Below are 17,302 nucleotides of genomic sequence, written 5' to 3'. Positions count from 1 at the left end.
ATTAGGCCCCTTTTTCATAGAAATGCAAAAAGATTTCTTCAAGATCAGGTTCCTCGACCCAGACATTGGCTATCTCAATCTCCGAGAGTTTTTTCATAATCAAATTTATATTACCTCTAAATAAAAAACTGATGACATTCGCTTTTGCTTCTAAATTACTCACTCCTTCGATATTGAAATAATTCAGATCTAAATTTGCATTTAACTGAACTCTTATTTTTTTATAGTTATTTTCTTGCAATGTACTTATGGTTTCAAGCTTAATGATTTTCCCTTCCTTAATAATGGCCACCCGGTTACACATTCTTTGAACCTCACCTAAAATATGAGAAGAAAACAAGATGGTTGAACCCTTTCTGTTTTCCTCTAGTAATAGTTCGAAGAACCTTTGTTGCATTAGGGGATCTAGACCACTTGTCGGCTCGTCAAGAATAATTAGTTTTGGCTCATGGAGAAGCCCTTGCACGATGCCAACTTTCTTTTTGTTGCCAAAGGACAAGTCGTCAATCCTTTTGTTAAGATTGAGGTCCATGGTTTCTGCTAACTCTTTAATTCTTTTACTACAATCCTTTTTATAGAAACTAGCCGAATAGTTTAAAAGATCAATCACTTTCATTTTGTCATAATAGAATACTTCAGAAGGCAAGTACCCGATTTCTTTTTTTATTTCCGAACTATGTTTTATACAGTCCTTTCCAAATATCTTGGCACCGCCACTCGTGGGGTAAATAAGGGCCAATAAAGTACGCAGAGTTGTTGACTTTCCCGCGCCATTTGGGCCAATAAAGCCAAAGATCTCTTTCTCCTCTACATTAAAGTTAATATCAATAATTCCTCGCTCTCTTCCGTAAGACTTGGTTAGACCATTAATCTCAATAACATTCATCTTCTAGAGTCTCCTTTTTGAAAGTTTAAAACAAAAGGGGGCACTCTTTATTTTTTTCAATAGTTCATTTTATATCCATTGATCTAAGAACTTAGAAGATGGGAGTCTTACGTCTGGTAGTCATCGGATAAATTTTATAGTTCCACGTGATAAGTTTAGATATTTAGGGTATCCTAATCCCTAATTACTGGTTCAAGCTAATGTTATGACACTTGAGCCAGATTTTAGCGAATCAGAAGCTAATAATATGAACTTATGGGCGGAGGATACAAGTGGAGTTACATTGGATCTGGGAAGCAATTCTAATATTCTTTATAGGCACATTTATCTTAAGAATTGGCGGAAGAAAATCCATCTCGCAAATGACCATATCCCAAACTATCGTAATGATTGGATTAGGGTCTTTGCTAATTCAACCCGTTGCTGGTCATGGTCTTTTTGTTACCTTCGCCGCAGCCTTATTGTTAACAGTATTAATGATCTTTAGTGAATATCTTTCACTGAAGATTGACATTCTGGAGACACTTTTTACAGGTAAAGCTGTAATGGTCATTGAAAATGGCAAACCAAATCTTAACAACCTAAAAAAGATTCGTATGCCTCTTGATAAACTTGAAACTCGTGTAAGACAGGTTGGAGTATCATCCCTAGAAGATATTCAATACGCTACCATTGAGGTTAGTGGCCAGTTGGGATATGAATTAAAAGAAAGCAAGAAACCCCCAACCAAGGAAGATTTTAACCTAATCATGAATGAATTATCTCTGATTAAGCAGAGCATTGGTTATAACGAAGCGCCAACAATAACACCGTCAAATCCAAACCCAAACAATATCTTTTTAGAAGTTAAGAATAAAAACCACGAAGGGAATCAGAAGGAACCCTGACATAGCAGAAAAGTGTATAAATCAACGGAAATAATAATTCTATAAAAAAGGATAGGTGAAGATATTGAATAACGAAAAAATGGTTAAAGCCCTTAATGACCAAGTAAACAAAGAACTCTTTTCCGCTTATTTTTATCTCGCGATGCAATCATATTTCTCGTTACTTAACCTTGACGGATTTTCCAATTTCTTCCGAGTCCAAGTTCAAGAAGAGCGGGATCATGCCCTGGGATTTTTCAATTATATAAATAAAATTGGGGGAAAACTCACCTTTGCTGAGATTCAGAAACCACGAAGCGAGTTTTCCGGTCCTCAAGAGGTATTCGAATTAACCTTAGCCCATGAGCAAACCGTCACACAATCAATCTACTCTCTCATGGACATAGCCCGAGAAGTCAGAGACCATACTACAGAAATTTTTGTGCAGTGGTTTATTACCGAACAGGCGGAAGAAGAGGAAAATGTGAGTCGTGTTTTAAACAAACTCAAGCTTATTAAGGGCGATGGTGCCGGATTGTTTATGATCGACAACGAGCTGGCCCAACGAGTATATGTTCCCGCAGTAATTCCTGGTTAAGCTTTCTCAGGGTCAATCGATAAAAGGTCCTTTCCTCATAATAAAGGAAAGGACCTTTTATCTAACCTCACATATTCCTGTCAAGAGGGATTATCACTCTCCACTTTGGGATGTTTTTGCAAAACATAATAAATTGAGCGAAACTTTTCAGGGTACTTTTTAATTTCAGCGATTTGCTTGATTACATCGTCCTCTGCCAAAATCTCTTACCTCAATTCAATTATTAAGAAAAGCGCAATAACTAATATATCCAAGATAAGTGCATGTATAAAAATCTTCGAATCTCGAATTTTTACATAGGATAAATAATTTAAAGTACTAAATACCAAGCAAAGGGCTATAAGAATGAATGCCGGAAGAAAATTAGGCATGGTTTCAGGCGGCAAATTATAAATACAGACCCAAACCACTATAAGCAAACAAATATCCAGCATTTTTTTCCTAAAACTGTCTGTTTTGTTCCACTGGAAGTAGGAGTAATATTTTCCTTTACTGAACCTGTAAATTTCACTAACCATTATGTATAAGATTACAGCACATAAAACTGCTATGAAGAAATAACTAGTACACATAACTCCTCTCCTCTCTTCCCCTAGTTGCACTAGGTCACATCTCTAGATATTATTCATTGTCTTTTTTACTTAATCTTAACTCCTCTAGGATTTCCCGAAGAGTATTATCAATCCTGTTCATCTTCCTTACAAACCATATTAGCAAAACTATTACAATAGTAGGGATCGTCAACAAATATAGAAAGATGGTTACCGTGGGCGGTGTTACGAAGCAGGAAATAAAAACATTGACCATCCTTCTTTCTTCTTAATCATAAACATCACCTTTGTAATTCCACATCTTGCCTGCACATACCTTCCAATTCTACAAATTAAATCCTTACGGATCTTATTTTCTTCTCTGATAATAGTCATTCATGCACAAAAAATCCTAGATGTTGATTAGCATTCTAACCAACCTCTAGGATAAGTACCTCAATCTACTCTTGATACTCAGCAAGCACTGGTCACGCTATTCGCTTGACATGAATACAATCACACCATTGACAGATTTCCTTGAGCCCAGACTTTCTCCCCCAACTCAGTGAGGGCTATGCTGCCAAGCTCAATTTCAGCAGTATCGCAAAGAAAGCTTGGCTTTTTCTTTCCCTCATTAACCGTTTCAGTGAAGTAGGCAAAAAGAACCGAGTTTGTATGACGGGTGTAGTCGTAGTCCTGGAGTCTAATGGGTACTACATTGTTTGGAAAAGGAAACCTTCTCCAAACAACAATATTGGAGAAGGTTTTTTACTATTTCTGAAGTTGTATATCGTCAGGGCACTCGGAGCATCCGGAACATCCACTGCATCCCGAACACTTTACACCTCTTTTTTTATCTCTGACGATTTTATATATGGCTAGAGAAACGAGAGCAGCAACAATAGCTATTACTATAAAATCAACTGTGCTCATATTTTCACCGACTGCATTTCAGCAGATATTCGCGTGCTGTTAGCGCCCTTTCTCATTAAGTAAATAATACCCGTTACAATTAGCGCCACGGCAATCAGTCCCCCGATAAATCCTGTACCCACTGACCCGGTTGTTACTAAGGTTCCTATCTGATATACGAGGAAGGCCAATGTATAACCCATACTTAGTTGAAAACCGACGGCCCCAAATAACCACTTACGCGATTCCATTTCAGAGTTCATGGCACCAATCGCCGCAAAGCATGGAGGTGTAAAGAGGTTAAATACCAGATAAGAAAGTGCAGCTACGGCGCTAATACCAAATATCGAACTTACTTCTGCACTACCGCCGACAAGGGCTAATTCTTCCACATCGATAAAGTTTGTTATGCTAAAGCAAACAGCTAATGTTCCTACGACATTTTCCTTGGCAATAAATCCCGTTACTGCTGCAGCGGCAAACTGCCACAGGCCAAAGCCCAGGGGGATAAATAAGACAGCTAAAGGTGATGCAATGCTGGCTAGAATACTTGTCTCCGGTGCCGTCTCGGCAACGACTTGGAATTGCCAATTGAAGGTTTGTAATATTTGTACTAAAGCGTTACAAATCAGAATAATTGTACCTGCTTTAATAATGAATGCTTTTGCTCTCATGAACATAGAGATAACTGCTCTTTTAATGCTCGGCATTCTATATTCAGGAAGTTCCATAATAAAATAGGACTTGGAAAAATCTCCGGTAATACGTCTGATAATCAAGGCACTTATTATGATTACAATAATCCCCAGGAAATACATGGACGTTCCTACCCAGGCATTGTCTCCGAAGAACACTCCTGCAAAAAGAGCAATGATGGGCAGTTTTGCTCCACAAGGCATGAATGGGGCTAACATAGCAGTGGTACGTCTTTGTCTTTCGTTTTTAATGGTTCTGGTTGCCATAATTCCCGGGATACCACAACCGGTACCAACAATCATCGGAATAATAGATTTTCCGGACAATCCGACTTTCTTAAAAAATCTGTCCATAACCACAGCAACACGAGCCATATAACCGCAGTCTTCCAATAGTGCTAAGCAGAAAAACAACACCATAATCAGCGGCAAAAATCCAATGACTGCACCCACACCGCCAATAATACCATCAAGCAGCAAGGCTGCCAAAACAGGGTTTACCTCTTCGCCTAATAGTGAGGCCACACCTGCGTACAACAAATCTATCCATCCGACAAGAGTATCCGCTAACCACGGTCCAACCCAAGACTGCGAGATGGAAAACACTAGCCAAATTATTGCTGCAAAGATTGGAATCCCCAGCCATTTGTGAGCAATTATCCTATCAGCCTGGTCTTGGATAGTTTGCTTTTCAGAACTAACTTTCCTTCTCTCAACTTCGGCCACAACTGTGTTTACAAATGAAAATCGCTTTTTATCAGCTTTATCAAATTCCTCTTTTGTTGAAGCTTTTTTGGCACCACTGATATTCGGTGGGATTTGCTTTTTATTGGACTTACCAACAGCTATTACAGCATTGATCAGTTCAAGTAAACCGTTATTAGCTGGTTTTGTTGATACTGTTGAGATAACGGGACATTTAAGTGCATCACTTAATGCCGGTATATCAATCGTGTTGCCTTTTTTCTGAGTCAAATCACCTTTATTTAGAGCAACAACGACGGGAATGCCCAGTTCCAATAATTGTGTAGTAAAGAACAAACTTCTGCTTAAATTGGTGGAGTCAACAATGTTGATGATAACATCTGGTTTTTTGTTTTGTACAAAGTCTCTGGTTATCGACTCTTCACTAGTGTAAGGCGACATAGAGTAGGCACCGGGTAAGTCCACCACAACCAAGTCTTCATTCCTGAGGTTAAGACTCTGTTTAACGTCTCCTTCTTTTTTCTCAACGGTTACCCCCGCCCAGTTTCCTACTTGCTCAATTTTACCAGTAATAGCATTAAACAAGGTTGTTTTTCCGCTATTAGGATTTCCAGCTAACGCAATTTTCATGAGCTCCTCCTCAAATAGTTAGTTTAGTCTAACTTTTTATTAATAATTTGCTTATGCACAAATAGACAAAAAGATTTGTAAGAAAATGTATTATACCATAATAGCCTTTGCCAAATCCTCATCTATGCTATACCTGGCATCTTTGATGTTGATAATATAATTGGATGCTAGTTTAGAAATAATTGTAACCTTTTCACCGGGATAACAACCTAGGGTAAATAAAAATTCACGAATATCTTCATGATCAGTATTAACACTATTCACCGTATAAGCTGTATTTAACTTTCCTCTCGATAAAGACATCATGCTCATCTCCTTCGTAAGTCAGATTAGTCTAAGTACTGGACTTGCTGATCCGCCTTATTAACAATTATTCGTTTGATTTCTGTAATCTAATTCTATCCTTATTGATAATGAAAGTCAATATCCAAATTCGTAGTTTTGTCTTGGCTTCGAAATGTTTTATACTTAATGGGATAGCTTAACTGAGGAAGTTAATTCCCTCAGCATTAACGAGTTTGTGAAGTGCTCTGATTATGGCTGGGCGTCCCCACACTTTTAAAAAAAAGCTAGATACAGCCGTCCTGTCCTGTCCTGTGTGGGGTATCGATCTTTTAGAAAATCACTCTGTAATGAGAATCACTTCGTCTAATCATTTTTTTGTAGTGCTCCTTAGCCAATTGTTATGTATTGCAACATCCTTCTGGATAATTATAGTCATTATCAATTGACCATGCTGCTTAAGCAAAATACTAACACCGAAAATTTATAAAATGCTAAGGTTGATTTTAACAAGGAAATATGAAAAACTATAATAGTAGCTCATACTCTTAAAGGAGATTGTTATGGGAAAGTTAACATTTGCTATGGAAAACTATTTAGAAGCGATATATGAACTGTCAACCGACGGAACAGGAGCAAGAATTTCTGATATTGCTGAACGATTAGGTGTCACAAAGGCCAGCGCCAACAGTGCTATGTCGACGCTTTCAGAAAAAGGATTGATCATCAATGAAAAATACAAGGAAATATTTCTAACTCCTACAGGACGTGAGTTCGCAGAGTTCACATCAAAAAAGCACCAAGTTATCGAGCAGTTTTTTACCCAAATTCTAAAAGTTGACACAGCCATTGCGGACAGGGACGCTTGTGCAATTGAGCATGTCATCAGTAATGATTCAATTCATGCGATGAAAGAGTTTATTATTAACAAGTCAAAATACTAACTTACATTGCCAATAGGAAAAGGCCTTTTCCACATAATACGGGAAGAGGCCTTTTCCTTTGATATTTACCTTTTCAAAATTATATTTTTATATTTGCCTGGTTACTCTTCTGTTTTCTTTCCTTCACTATGATTTACTGAAGTTTCACCAGTTGAGGAATTTTCATGGTGTCCGTGGTGCCTGTGACGTCCATGCTGGCAATGCCCATGCCCTCCGCCATGATGAGCATGATGTTTATGCATCGCTTTAAAAAACTGATGAATTGGGGATTCGCCGCCGGGATGTTCGAACCCGGCTTGTTTAGCTTTCTCTCTAAAATTCAGGAAGGCTTCAAAGGCTTCTAATTTTGCTCTTAGTTTCTCTTTGTTGCCCTTGAGGGTCACTGTGAAGCCTTCATCGTTTTCTGTAAAGCTGAACTCAAAGTTCTCTAAACTCATTAATAAGCACTCCTTTTCAAATGTTATATTTTAATGGATATGAACCTCATTCTAATAACTCCTGGATCCAGTCCTATTCTGCGCAGACATTATTGCTTAGGGATGAAAACGAGGCTTTTGAAATCCTGAAGATCCTCCCCTGCTCCTGCCACTATGCCCCATTCTCTTTCTTCCCGAAGAACCTGAGTTGGATTTCAGAAAGGAAGCGAAGGTAAGCCCGGCAAGAATAATTAGCATTAATCCCACCTTAAAATAGGAACCCTCGAGCAAAATAGTTCCTGAAATCAAGAACCCACTGCTCATAATCGCCCTTACAATCCGGCTTGTCTGGTCCCGCTGGCTCTTTAAAAGATTCGACTCAAAACTCCTAGAAGGATGAAGTCTGATCTCGCCACCTTCGAGACCTGAAATAAACCGATTTAATTTTTCGGGCAGAGTAATAACCTCTGTCAGGGTTTTTTTAGCTTGATCGATAATAAAGCCTGTAGGGCTGTTTCCCGCTGCTTCTCCGGCCAACAACTCTTCCGCATAGGGCCGAAGGGTCTTAATAAGATCAAGCTGAGGATTCAGTCCTCCGCAAATCCCCATGATAGTTAACAGGGACTTTCCTAAAAACAGGGTCTGGGCCGGAATTTGAAAAGGCTGAGAATACATAAACTCTCGCAACTCCAAAAGCAATTCTTCGGAATTGACGTTTCTCAGATTAGGATCCTCAAAGACATTGGCTAAGATCAATTTAAGTCCCTTCGCCAAAGTCTGTTTGTCAGCATGGGATCGAAGAAATCCCAAGTTTTCAAAGACAGTTACCATCTGATCCGTATCTTTCTTAAATACGGCTAGAATAAAGGCCATCAATTCTTCCCGCATGCCTTTTTCAATCCGCCCTACCATTCCAAAATCTAAGAATATAAGTGTACCATCCTCTTTAACTAATAAATTTCCGGGATGGGGATCAGCATGAAAAAATGCATCAGAGAGTAATTGCTGAACATAGGCCGAAATCAAAGTATCTGCCAGTTCTGCCCTGTCAATTCCTGCCCTGGCTAGGTTCTCGTAATCGTTCACCTTACAGCCTGTGACGTATTCCATCACTAAGACATGCTGGGTCGTGTACTCCCAATAGACTTCAGGTACGCTAATTCTCGAGTCCCCTGAGAAATTTGCCCGGAAGATATCCGCGTGTTGACCTTCCTTAATGTAATCCAATTCATCCTGAGTAGTTTCTACGAACTCATTATAGATCTGTTCTAAATCCACCGCAGCATTTATCTTGGGGTAGCGCTTGGCAAAGGTCACCATAAATCGAAGGGCGTTGAAGTCTGTCTGAATGATTTTCTCAATCCCGGGACGCAAGACCTTAACGGCTACTTTATTCTGTCCCTGAATCTCAGCGACATGAACTTGCCCCAAGGAAGCTGAAGCAATCGCTTCTCTGGAAAAATTTAAAAATACTTCCGAAATCCGTTTGCCATATTCCTCTTCAATCCGCTTAATAATTTCCTCGGTACCTACCGGCTTAACAGCGTCCTGCAGCTTGGAAAGTTCATTTGTGTATTCCTCTGGCAGAACATCCACCCTGGCACTAAAAAACTGCCCTAGTTTGATAAGAAGTCCTCCCAGGTTCGTAGCTGTTTCTGTAAATACAGAAGCTTGTTTCCCATATATTCCTTTGATTTGCTTCTGATAGTTTTCGTCAGTCAGAAATCTCTTCCTTTTATTAATCCACCATAGCTGAAAGACAAATTGGAGGAACATGGAGATAATTCTTCGGAAGCGTTTATCTTTAATAAATCTAATGATGATCGGCATCATATTCCTCCTAATTTTAAGCGTGCACAGTATGTTACATAAGTTTGATCAGGGCCTAATCATTCCTCTTCCCCTCGATAAGTTCTAGATTGAGCCCTACTCTTTAGTCTTATTCTGATCTGAATCTCCTTCGGAAGAATTGAATAGTTCTTCAAAGAACCTACTTTTTCTGAACATCATGTCAGCAAATCTTGTCATTACGTCTGATTTAAATAAGATTACAATCCCTCTTCTTTTATTGCCAAGCACTATTAACTTTTCACCGGGTACAATACCGATCTCTTCTCTGGCCTCGGCAGGAATAACAACTTGTCCGCGTTCTCCCATAACTGTCGAGCCATAGAACTTACCATGATGCATCATTCTTACCACCTCTACAAGTATGATACATCATACTTTTCATACTTGCAACATATTCTAATGAGAAAGGTAATTAAGACTACCCTGAAAAACCTAAAGAGCTTACGAGATATCACTCCTGGGTACCGGAGGGGGCAATGGTATGTCACCGAGGGAGAATGATACCTACTCAGTCGAATAACCTAGAATGATAAGACAGAAGAATTTGAAGCTATAAATAGAGACTCAACGTCCTTAAGTAAAGAAAACAGGTCACTATAGATTAACTCTAAACGGTTACTCACCAGGATACTTATTACTCGTTAAAAATAGGACTGTAGCACGCTGGATATTCCAGTTTGTTACAGTCCTATATCTTTATATTTATCTCTCTAATTAGCCACTGAATACTTTCTTACTAGATTGACAATCTCTACTATTAATCTTCAATGAGTGTCTTAATAATATCCATCCGGGTTATAATCCCAACGATTTTGCCATCCTCAATAACCGGTAAGCGTTTGATTTTTTTATTCACCATTAATGATGCTGCCTCTTCAATCGATGCTTCTTTATTAATCTTTACCACCTGAGAAGTCATAATTTCCGAGGCTTGCAAAGCAATTAGTTTCTTTAAATCTGACTGGTATTGTCTCACACCACGGTAATATATAAGTGCACCTAAAATTCCTACGACTCCCGGAATCTGAGGATTTGTCTCTTTATGTAACAAGTCTCCTTCACTAACAATTCCTACAAGCTTCCCCTCAGAATCCACCACCGGTGCACCGGAAATTTGATGATCATACAAGATCTTAGCTACTTCCTTGATTTCCATATCCGTTCGAATGGTTATGACATTGGTTTGCATAACATCCTTGACTTTCATGAAATCACTCCTTTTAGCTTTAGTTTTCCAGAATTATAAATTCGTTCCGAAATTATTACTATATTGTACCATAATCGAAGGTATTTGTCTGAAGTTCTGACCTTTTGTGTCAAAGCTCAAAACTTAAGCTTTATCTTTTAGATACAAGCTGCCCCTCGGCATTAAATAAGGCTCCCGGATCACCATCATTATTCCAGATATTTGATTGGGTCCAAACAAGGATACCTGTTCCGGATTGCGCTTTTTCTCCGCTGACAACTTTTAGGGTTCCACCACCAGCCAAGGTTGTACCTGCCGGAAATGTATAGGTTTGATTGCCAACCTCACTCACTAATTTCCAACCCGTTAGATTGACGGTTGAAGTACTTGAGTTTATTATGCTCACTATTTCACCGCTTAAATCAATGTTTGATAGTTCTACAGTACTTTTAGTTGTTAGATCAGCAGCAGAGGATTTAGCAGAAGCTGATGCGTTAGATGGAACTGAGGGATTCTTATCAATTTCTATTGACGTCCCATCAGTGGTAACTACAATTGTCCCTGATTCATCCGTCCTATAGACTGCCACTCCGGCTTTGACCAATTTATTCATGACGCTAGGTGCCGGGTGACCATACTCATTATCTGAACCAACAGAAACAATAGCCTTTTCTGGGGATACAGCCTTTAAGAATTCATCGGTTGTCGAACTTTTACTGCCATGATGACCTATTTTAAGGACAGTTGCTTTTAAGTCTTGACCACTTTTTATCATTTCCGCTTCAGAAATATTTTCCGCGTCTCCTTCGAAAAGAAATGATACTTGACCATAAGTAAGTTTGAGGACTGCACTGTAATTATTCAGTTCTTCATAACTGCCGCTGTTAGGTGCCTGAAACATCCCTTTTAAATCAGGAACTTCGAGTTTCACTCCCGCTTTAGCTTGGATCTTTTTAGCTCCACTGCTTTTAACAGCAGCAAGGAAGTCCTCAAAGGTTCTGGAATTTGAGGCAGCATTGGGTAGGTAAACCTTTTTTGTCGGTATGCTTTGCATCACCACATCTAATCCGCCGATATGATCTTCATGGGGATGAGTAGCCACAATAGCGGATAACTCATCGATGCCCTTAGATTTTAAATAGTTGACTATTTTTTCGCCATCTTCATTATTTCCGCCATCAATGAGAATTGACTGTCCGCTGGGGGAAATTATTAAGGCACTATCCGCCTGACCGACGTCAAGGAAGTGAACCTGCAACCTTCCAGCTCCGGCGCTGGTAGCAGTATCTGCAGGAGTATTTGCCACTGCGCCGCAGCCTGAAAGAAGTATGATTAAGAACAAGATAATTGGCAAGGAAAATCCTTTTATGCGGTTTAACACTTGATGCAGACTCCCTTTCTTATTCATCGAAGTAGTTATTTAGAAGGCTTTCGGCTTTCTGGCGACGTTGTAGTGTAGCCTCTGGATTTATGTGAATCTGAATGTTAATTACATCCCCTTCTTTTAGATCAAGGGGCAGACCACTGCGAGGGAAATTGAACATTACGCGGTTGTCCGTTTCGATAACGGCCCACTCTCCTTCAAAGCGATCAATGATATACATAGCTGCTTCACTCCTTTATATGAGAAATACCCTCTGACTCATTGTAGTCTTTGCTAGAAATCATTAAGATGTCAGCCCCTTGAAATTTCTTTACACGAAGCCGAACCAGACCAGTAACCATTAAGCATTAAACATTAAAGTTATTAGTCTGCCGACTCAGCCTGCGTTTTTCCTTCCATTTAGTCAAGACAGTATAGAATGAAGGGACAACCACTAAGGTCATAACTGTGGAATAGAACAGTCCCGCGATAATCGTGATTGCTAAAGCTCTGAACATAAGCTCTTTACCCGTTGCCAGAGATAATAAGCCGGCTATAGCTGTTCCTGCCGTTAATAAAACGGGCTTTAAGCGCGCTCTTCCTGCATTAATAACAGCCTGCTCTAAAGCAACCCCGGCATGTCGTTCATTCTCAATGAATTCGATTAACACAATTCCGTTCCTGACCACAATCCCTACCAGACATATTAAACCCATAACGGAACCAAAACCAAAGGGGGTTCTGGTAATCAGAAGTCCTATCATACTTCCGGCGAAGGCCAGATAAACAGTACTCATCACCAGAATTGGCAGACTTAGGGAGTAAAATTGCATGGCGATAACAATTAAAATCAAGAAAATCGCCACAATCATAAGCCTGCCCATATCTGTAAATATATCTGTCTGCTCCGAGGTTTCCCCGCCAAACTCCAGAGTATACCCGGCAGGAAGTTTGATCCCGGCCATCAGCGGTCTGATTTTTTCCATAGCCTCTGTTGCCGTAACCCCATCTAAATCAGAGGTTACCTCTGCCAGCCTGCTCAAATTCCTCCTGGGCACAGTATTAATACTAAATGAGGGTTCCATTTGAGCTACTTCCTTCAAAGGAATCAGCTTACCACTGGCATTAGGAACATATAACCTGTCAAATACCAGCATGGGGTCTGGGCTTGACTTATCTGAGTACATTACAATGTTGATTAAGTCCTTACCATTGTCAAATTCACTGACCTCAATTCCTTCTGTGGCTAATCTTAGAGTTTTGGTCAGGTCATCATATTTAACCAAGTTCTGATCCATCTGAGCTTTATTAATGGTTAATTCTATCCCTGTTTTATCTTGACCAATGGAACCATTGATGTTGACTGCTCCCGGATATTTTAGCAAACTCTCCTTCACTTCGTTTTCCAGTGTTTGCAGAACGTACAGATCTTCCCCGTAGATGCGAATATCTATGGGAGCACCGATTGGCGGTCCGAACTTTATTTCTTTAGCCAAGACACGAATTCCCGGATACATTTCACTAAACTTGGCATTCCACTCCGGAACTAGTTCTTCAGTGCGTTTTTGTTCAGTATTGATTTTGACGACAATTTGCCCTAGGTTATTTCCTTTACCTATCAAAAGATCGCCCCGAAACATGGACGGTGCACTATCTCCGGCATAAGTGTTTACCAGAGTGATTCCCTCCTGTTTTTGAACCCAGGAGGCGATTTCCTGAACTTTTTGATTGGTACCAGCCAAACTTTCCCCTTTTGGCATTCTTACATCAATCAACATTTCCCCTCGCACGGAATTAGGAAAAAGCTGTACCGGAAGCAAGGGAAATAAGCCGTAAGCCAGGGTACTGATTAGCACTGCCATTAAACCGACTTTTAAAGGCTTCCTTAAGATTCGGGGCATAAGTTTCTCCGAATACCACAAGGCCAGTCGGTCCAGCTGCTTTCCTAAAAAACCGTTGTTTTTGGAATGCCGGGCTGGAAAAACAGACAACTTTTCAGCTCTCCAATGCCTAAATATGGGGACAATTGTCAGAGACATGGCCATTGAAGAGATCATGGAGAGGCTAATAATAATTGGCAGAGGTCTAATAAATTGACCGACATTTCCCTGCAGAAAGGCAATTGGGCCGAAGGCAAATATGGTTGCGGCAGTCGCTGTAAGAATCGAGATGAACACCTCATTAGTTCCCTTCACAACTGCCAGTAAGGGAGGTTCCCCCAGATCGATAAGTCTTCTTTCAATATTATCGTTAACCACCACTGCATCATCCACTAGGATACCCAAGACGATGATTAAAGCAGCCACAGATACTAAGTTCATGGTAATATTCAGGTTTGGAGTCAACATTAAGCCCATGGATAGGGAGATGGGAATTGCCATGGCTATGATACAGGAGGTTACAAAGTTCAAGCCTAAAGAGCACACTAAGAGCACAGCAGCAACAGCCAGCAATACCTCTAGAGTAAGATCTGAGAAAAGATCCTCTATCCGTTCATTTTGGGAATAGACATGATTAAGCTGAGCTCCTGAGGGTAGTTGTTTCTCTAATTCTTTCATCATTTCATCGACATTTTTCTGCATACCGGGAACGTCACTACCGATTTCCCCTTGGACGCTGATAGAAATTGCCGGCTTACCATTAAAACTGACTAAGGATTCCTCTTTTTCACAAGCAACAGTAATGGTCGCAACATCCCTGAGGTATACGGGAATACCTTGGTTATTCATAGAGACGACAGTATTATAGAGTACTTCCGGGTCATGGGTATCTTTGATTTTGAGCTGATAGAGCCGGTCTCCCTGCTCCAGGTCTCCTAAGGGAGTCCGCTCATTCTCCTTTTTTATAGCACCGGCGACTTGTGTCCAGGGAATTTCCAGTTGATTAATTTTGTGAGTATCTACATCAATTCTTATTTCCTGATCCGGCAGGCCCATTATGCTTACATCTGCCACATTGGGGAGGGTTCGAAGTTGATCTTTCCAGACTTTTAAAGTATCTCTCAGAGCATAGACCTCTTGATAAGAGTCAGCTGTCACCGTAAAGGTCTCAATAAAAGTTTTGCTTAAATCGTCGTTAATTTCTGGTTGTTTACAGTCTGAGGGAAGACTGCTTTCAACATCTTTGACTTTATTGCGCAGCTCATTCCATTTTTCTTTGGGATCAACCCCTTCTTGAAGTTGAACAACGATTTTAGAGTATTGTGGATTGGACTGTGAAGTTATGGACTTTAGTCCTTGTATCTCATTAATTTTCTCTTCGATCTTTTTGGTAACCGTCTGTTCAACTTTCTCAGGTGAAGCGCCTGGGTACACTGTAAGAACCATTGCTGTGTCAACCACAATATCCGGTTGTTCTTGCTGGGCTAATTGAAAAAAGGTTGTGAATCCATAGACCACCAGCATTATAAAGAAAAGCAGGGTGATCTTTCGTTTCTTGATCAAATACTCAATCACAGATCCCCACCCCCGGTTACCTTGACCTGAGCCCCATCAAAAAGGTCGTCTACTCCACTAATGATCACCTCTGTTCCTTCGTTGAGGGGGGAGAGAATTTGAATTTTATTATCTTTCATTTCTCCAATAGACACTTCTTGCTTGATACTTTTTCCATCACTAATAATAAAGACATAGGGATTTTTACCGTTTATGCTTCGAATAGATTCCACGGGCAAAAATATAGATTTACGAGTTTGGGTAACATGGTTGCAAACGGCTACCTGCCCTGGAACCCAATCATGCTCTTTGTTGTCAACGGTCACTTCAACCCCGATTGTTCCTGTCTGAACATTGGTAGCGGAAAAAATATTGGTTACAGTGCCTTGCTTCTTTTGACCATATAGACTAACTGTTACCGTATCCCCCTTTTTCCAGTCTCCAATGCTGCTGTCCGGGACCGGAAGTGTCAACTTGAGTAAATCAATATTCCCAAAACGAAGAACCGGGGTGCCTGCTGCTACGAGCTGACCATTGGAGGCCAATTTATTTAACACCGTCCCTTTAAAGGGTGCCTTGAGGACAGTCTTTTCCAAAGCCAACTTTGCTTGGTTAGTGTTTTCTTCCGCCAGCTTGTACCCAGCTAGGGCTGCTTCCTTAAGTTCAGCCCTGGCACCTTCAAGGGCCATGTCGTAGGCAGCTTTAGCTGTTCTAAGATCGCTTTCTGATACACTAAGGCTCATCTGCGCCTTTTCATAATCACTTTGGGAAACTGCCCCGGCCTGGAACAAAGCTTCAACTCTCTTCAGGTCATTAAGTGCTTTTTGATAGACTGCATTTGCTTTGTCAAAGGCCGCTTTAGCAGTTTCCTTTTCTTGATCTCTCGCCCCATTTAAGGCTTGGTTAAGATTCGCTCTGGCCTGTTCAAGGGAAGCACCGGCAATTTCTGTATTAATTTGATATTGACTGGGGTCTAAACCGGCGATAACGTCGCCACTTTCTAAGTTATCACTCTCCTGTTTTTCTAAGGCAACAATTCTGCCCGGTACTTCAAAGGATAAAATCACCTCCTCAATCGGCTGCAACATTCCAGAAAGCTCAAGCTTATCCTCAACTTCAACCAATTTGGTTAGTTCAGTTTCAACGTTTTTAACACTTGAACCTGTTTCAGATTCTTTGTTGTGAAGATTAGAACATCCCACAGTAAAGCTAAGTAAAGAAGCAACTAAAACGCAGGAATAAACTATTTTTTTCACAAAATCCACCTCTTTAATCATAGTAAGGCTCTTCTACAATAGAGATAGGCACTAAACAAATACTGTTCCTGCAAAGAATTAAGAAGGATCGCTGAATAGAGTTATGTAGCTTTAGTGTCTATTAATCCCTCTAAAAAGATCTTGGCAGCACTTCTGCATAATCTTTCAATCTCCACCGGAATCAGCTCTCCTTCGAGTCTGCTCTGAACCACAAAAAGACCGATAAGGGATTCAACGTACATAAGTGCGGCAATAAAAAAGTCACTTTCTTTCAGTATTCCTTGGGTATATAACTCTCTAAGTTTTTCCTCAAGTATCTCGATTACCGTTTTAAGGGTATTGGTTACATTTCTGCTTAATTCGGATCTCTTTTTGGATTCTATAATCGCAACTATTAATACCCCTTTACTCTCGACAATGCGTGAATATAGTTCCATGCCAAATTGAAAGAACATTTCTTCCGGAGAAAGTTGACTCTGAACAATGCTCTTAAGTCTTGAGTGACTATAATTAGTAATTTCCTTGGATATTTCCAGAAAGATGCCTTCCTTGCTTTTAAAATGCCTAAATAGGGTGGCTTCATTGACACCTGCTGTTTTAGCAATCATTTTCGTAGTAGTCCCTTTGAAGCCATTCTCCATAAATAATTGTCTGGCTGCTTCAATGATGTTCAAGCTTAGGGCATTGTCTTGAGAATTCTTAAGTTCAGGATTTTCCATGAGCTAGACCTCCTAAAAGTGGTAGCATG

General features: G+C 40.2%; 16 protein-coding genes. 3 read left to right on the top strand and 13 right to left on the bottom strand.

Features of this window, described 5'->3' with window-relative positions; all coding sequences use genetic code 11:
* Position 1 precedes the first annotated feature (1 nt).
* Entirely contained in the window at positions 2 to 886 is an 885-nt protein-coding gene (locus tag DP73_RS02280; protein WP_034597172.1) for an ABC transporter ATP-binding protein, read from the bottom strand.
* Between the two features lie 272 nt (positions 887 to 1,158).
* On the opposite strand from DP73_RS02280, the gene DP73_RS02275 reads away from it, so the two are divergent.
* Together DP73_RS02275 and DP73_RS02270 are read left to right on the top strand one after the other, a co-directional pair.
* The gene (locus tag DP73_RS02275; protein WP_034597171.1) at positions 1,159 to 1,773 is read left to right on the top strand and encodes a DUF421 domain-containing protein; all 615 of its coding nucleotides are present in this window, start codon (positions 1,159 to 1,161) and stop codon (positions 1,771 to 1,773) included.
* A 64-nt stretch (positions 1,774 to 1,837) separates the two neighbouring features.
* Positions 1,838 to 2,350, top strand: coding sequence for a ferritin (locus DP73_RS02270; protein WP_034597170.1), 513 nt, complete (start codon positions 1,838 to 1,840; stop codon positions 2,348 to 2,350).
* A gap of 1,301 nt (positions 2,351 to 3,651) precedes the next feature.
* On the opposite strand, the gene DP73_RS22280 is transcribed toward DP73_RS02270, so the two are convergent.
* The 3 genes from DP73_RS22280 to DP73_RS02255 form a co-directional block, all read right to left on the bottom strand.
* Complete coding sequence (locus tag DP73_RS22280; protein WP_081962915.1) at positions 3,652 to 3,813, bottom strand: FeoB-associated Cys-rich membrane protein; 162 nt, start codon at positions 3,811 to 3,813, stop codon at positions 3,652 to 3,654.
* Complete coding sequence (locus DP73_RS02260) at positions 3,810 to 5,822, bottom strand: ferrous iron transporter B (protein ID WP_034597168.1); 2,013 nt, start codon at positions 5,820 to 5,822, stop codon at positions 3,810 to 3,812. Before DP73_RS02260 ends, DP73_RS22280 begins: the two co-directional genes overlap by 4 nt.
* Positions 5,823 to 5,912: 90 nt before the next feature.
* Complete coding sequence (locus DP73_RS02255) at positions 5,913 to 6,128, bottom strand: FeoA family protein (RefSeq protein WP_034597167.1); 216 nt, start codon at positions 6,126 to 6,128, stop codon at positions 5,913 to 5,915.
* A 539-nt stretch (positions 6,129 to 6,667) separates the two neighbouring features.
* Here DP73_RS02255 and DP73_RS02250 point away from each other — a divergent pair.
* On the top strand, positions 6,668 to 7,048 hold the full coding sequence (locus DP73_RS02250; protein ID WP_034597166.1) for a metal-dependent transcriptional regulator: 381 nt from the start codon (positions 6,668 to 6,670) through the stop codon (positions 7,046 to 7,048).
* A 101-nt stretch (positions 7,049 to 7,149) separates the two neighbouring features.
* On the opposite strand, the gene DP73_RS02245 is transcribed toward DP73_RS02250, so the two are convergent.
* From DP73_RS02245 to DP73_RS02205, 9 genes are all read right to left on the bottom strand, one after another.
* On the bottom strand, positions 7,150 to 7,485 hold the full coding sequence (locus tag DP73_RS02245; RefSeq protein ID WP_034597165.1) for a hypothetical protein: 336 nt from the start codon (positions 7,483 to 7,485) through the stop codon (positions 7,150 to 7,152).
* Between the two features lie 96 nt (positions 7,486 to 7,581).
* The gene (locus DP73_RS02240; protein WP_034597164.1) at positions 7,582 to 9,294 is read right to left on the bottom strand and encodes an AarF/UbiB family protein; all 1,713 of its coding nucleotides are present in this window, start codon (positions 9,292 to 9,294) and stop codon (positions 7,582 to 7,584) included.
* Positions 9,295 to 9,390: 96 nt separating this feature from the next.
* Entirely contained in the window at positions 9,391 to 9,657 is a 267-nt protein-coding gene (locus tag DP73_RS02235; protein ID WP_242865669.1) for an AbrB/MazE/SpoVT family DNA-binding domain-containing protein, read from the bottom strand.
* Between the two features lie 415 nt (positions 9,658 to 10,072).
* Entirely contained in the window at positions 10,073 to 10,522 is a 450-nt protein-coding gene (locus tag DP73_RS02230; protein WP_034597162.1) for a CBS domain-containing protein, read from the bottom strand.
* A 130-nt stretch (positions 10,523 to 10,652) separates the two neighbouring features.
* A complete protein-coding gene (locus DP73_RS02225; protein WP_034597184.1) occupies positions 10,653 to 11,882 on the bottom strand; it encodes an MBL fold metallo-hydrolase in 1,230 nt (409 codons plus the stop codon).
* 19 nt (positions 11,883 to 11,901) lie between these two features.
* Complete coding sequence (locus DP73_RS02220) at positions 11,902 to 12,105, bottom strand: DUF3006 domain-containing protein (protein WP_034597161.1); 204 nt, start codon at positions 12,103 to 12,105, stop codon at positions 11,902 to 11,904.
* Between the two features lie 127 nt (positions 12,106 to 12,232).
* Positions 12,233 to 15,319 (bottom strand): efflux RND transporter permease subunit, encoded by a 3,087-nt coding sequence (locus DP73_RS02215; RefSeq protein ID WP_034597160.1) that lies wholly within the window; start codon positions 15,317 to 15,319, stop codon positions 12,233 to 12,235.
* A complete protein-coding gene (locus DP73_RS02210; protein WP_052090346.1) occupies positions 15,316 to 16,554 on the bottom strand; it encodes an efflux RND transporter periplasmic adaptor subunit in 1,239 nt (412 codons plus the stop codon). The genes DP73_RS02215 and DP73_RS02210 overlap by 4 nt, the downstream gene beginning before the upstream one ends.
* Positions 16,555 to 16,655: 101 nt before the next feature.
* Positions 16,656 to 17,273 carry a TetR/AcrR family transcriptional regulator gene (locus DP73_RS02205; RefSeq protein ID WP_034597158.1) on the bottom strand — a complete coding sequence of 206 codons (618 nt, stop codon included), beginning with the start codon at positions 17,271 to 17,273 and terminating at the stop codon, positions 16,656 to 16,658.
* Positions 17,274 to 17,302 lie beyond the last annotated feature (29 nt).

The sequence above is a fragment of the Desulfosporosinus sp. HMP52 genome (assembly GCF_000765145.1).
In the GTDB taxonomy this organism is placed as follows: domain Bacteria; phylum Bacillota; class Desulfitobacteriia; order Desulfitobacteriales; family Desulfitobacteriaceae; genus Desulfosporosinus.
This window is presented reverse-complemented; position numbering and strand designations above follow the sequence as displayed.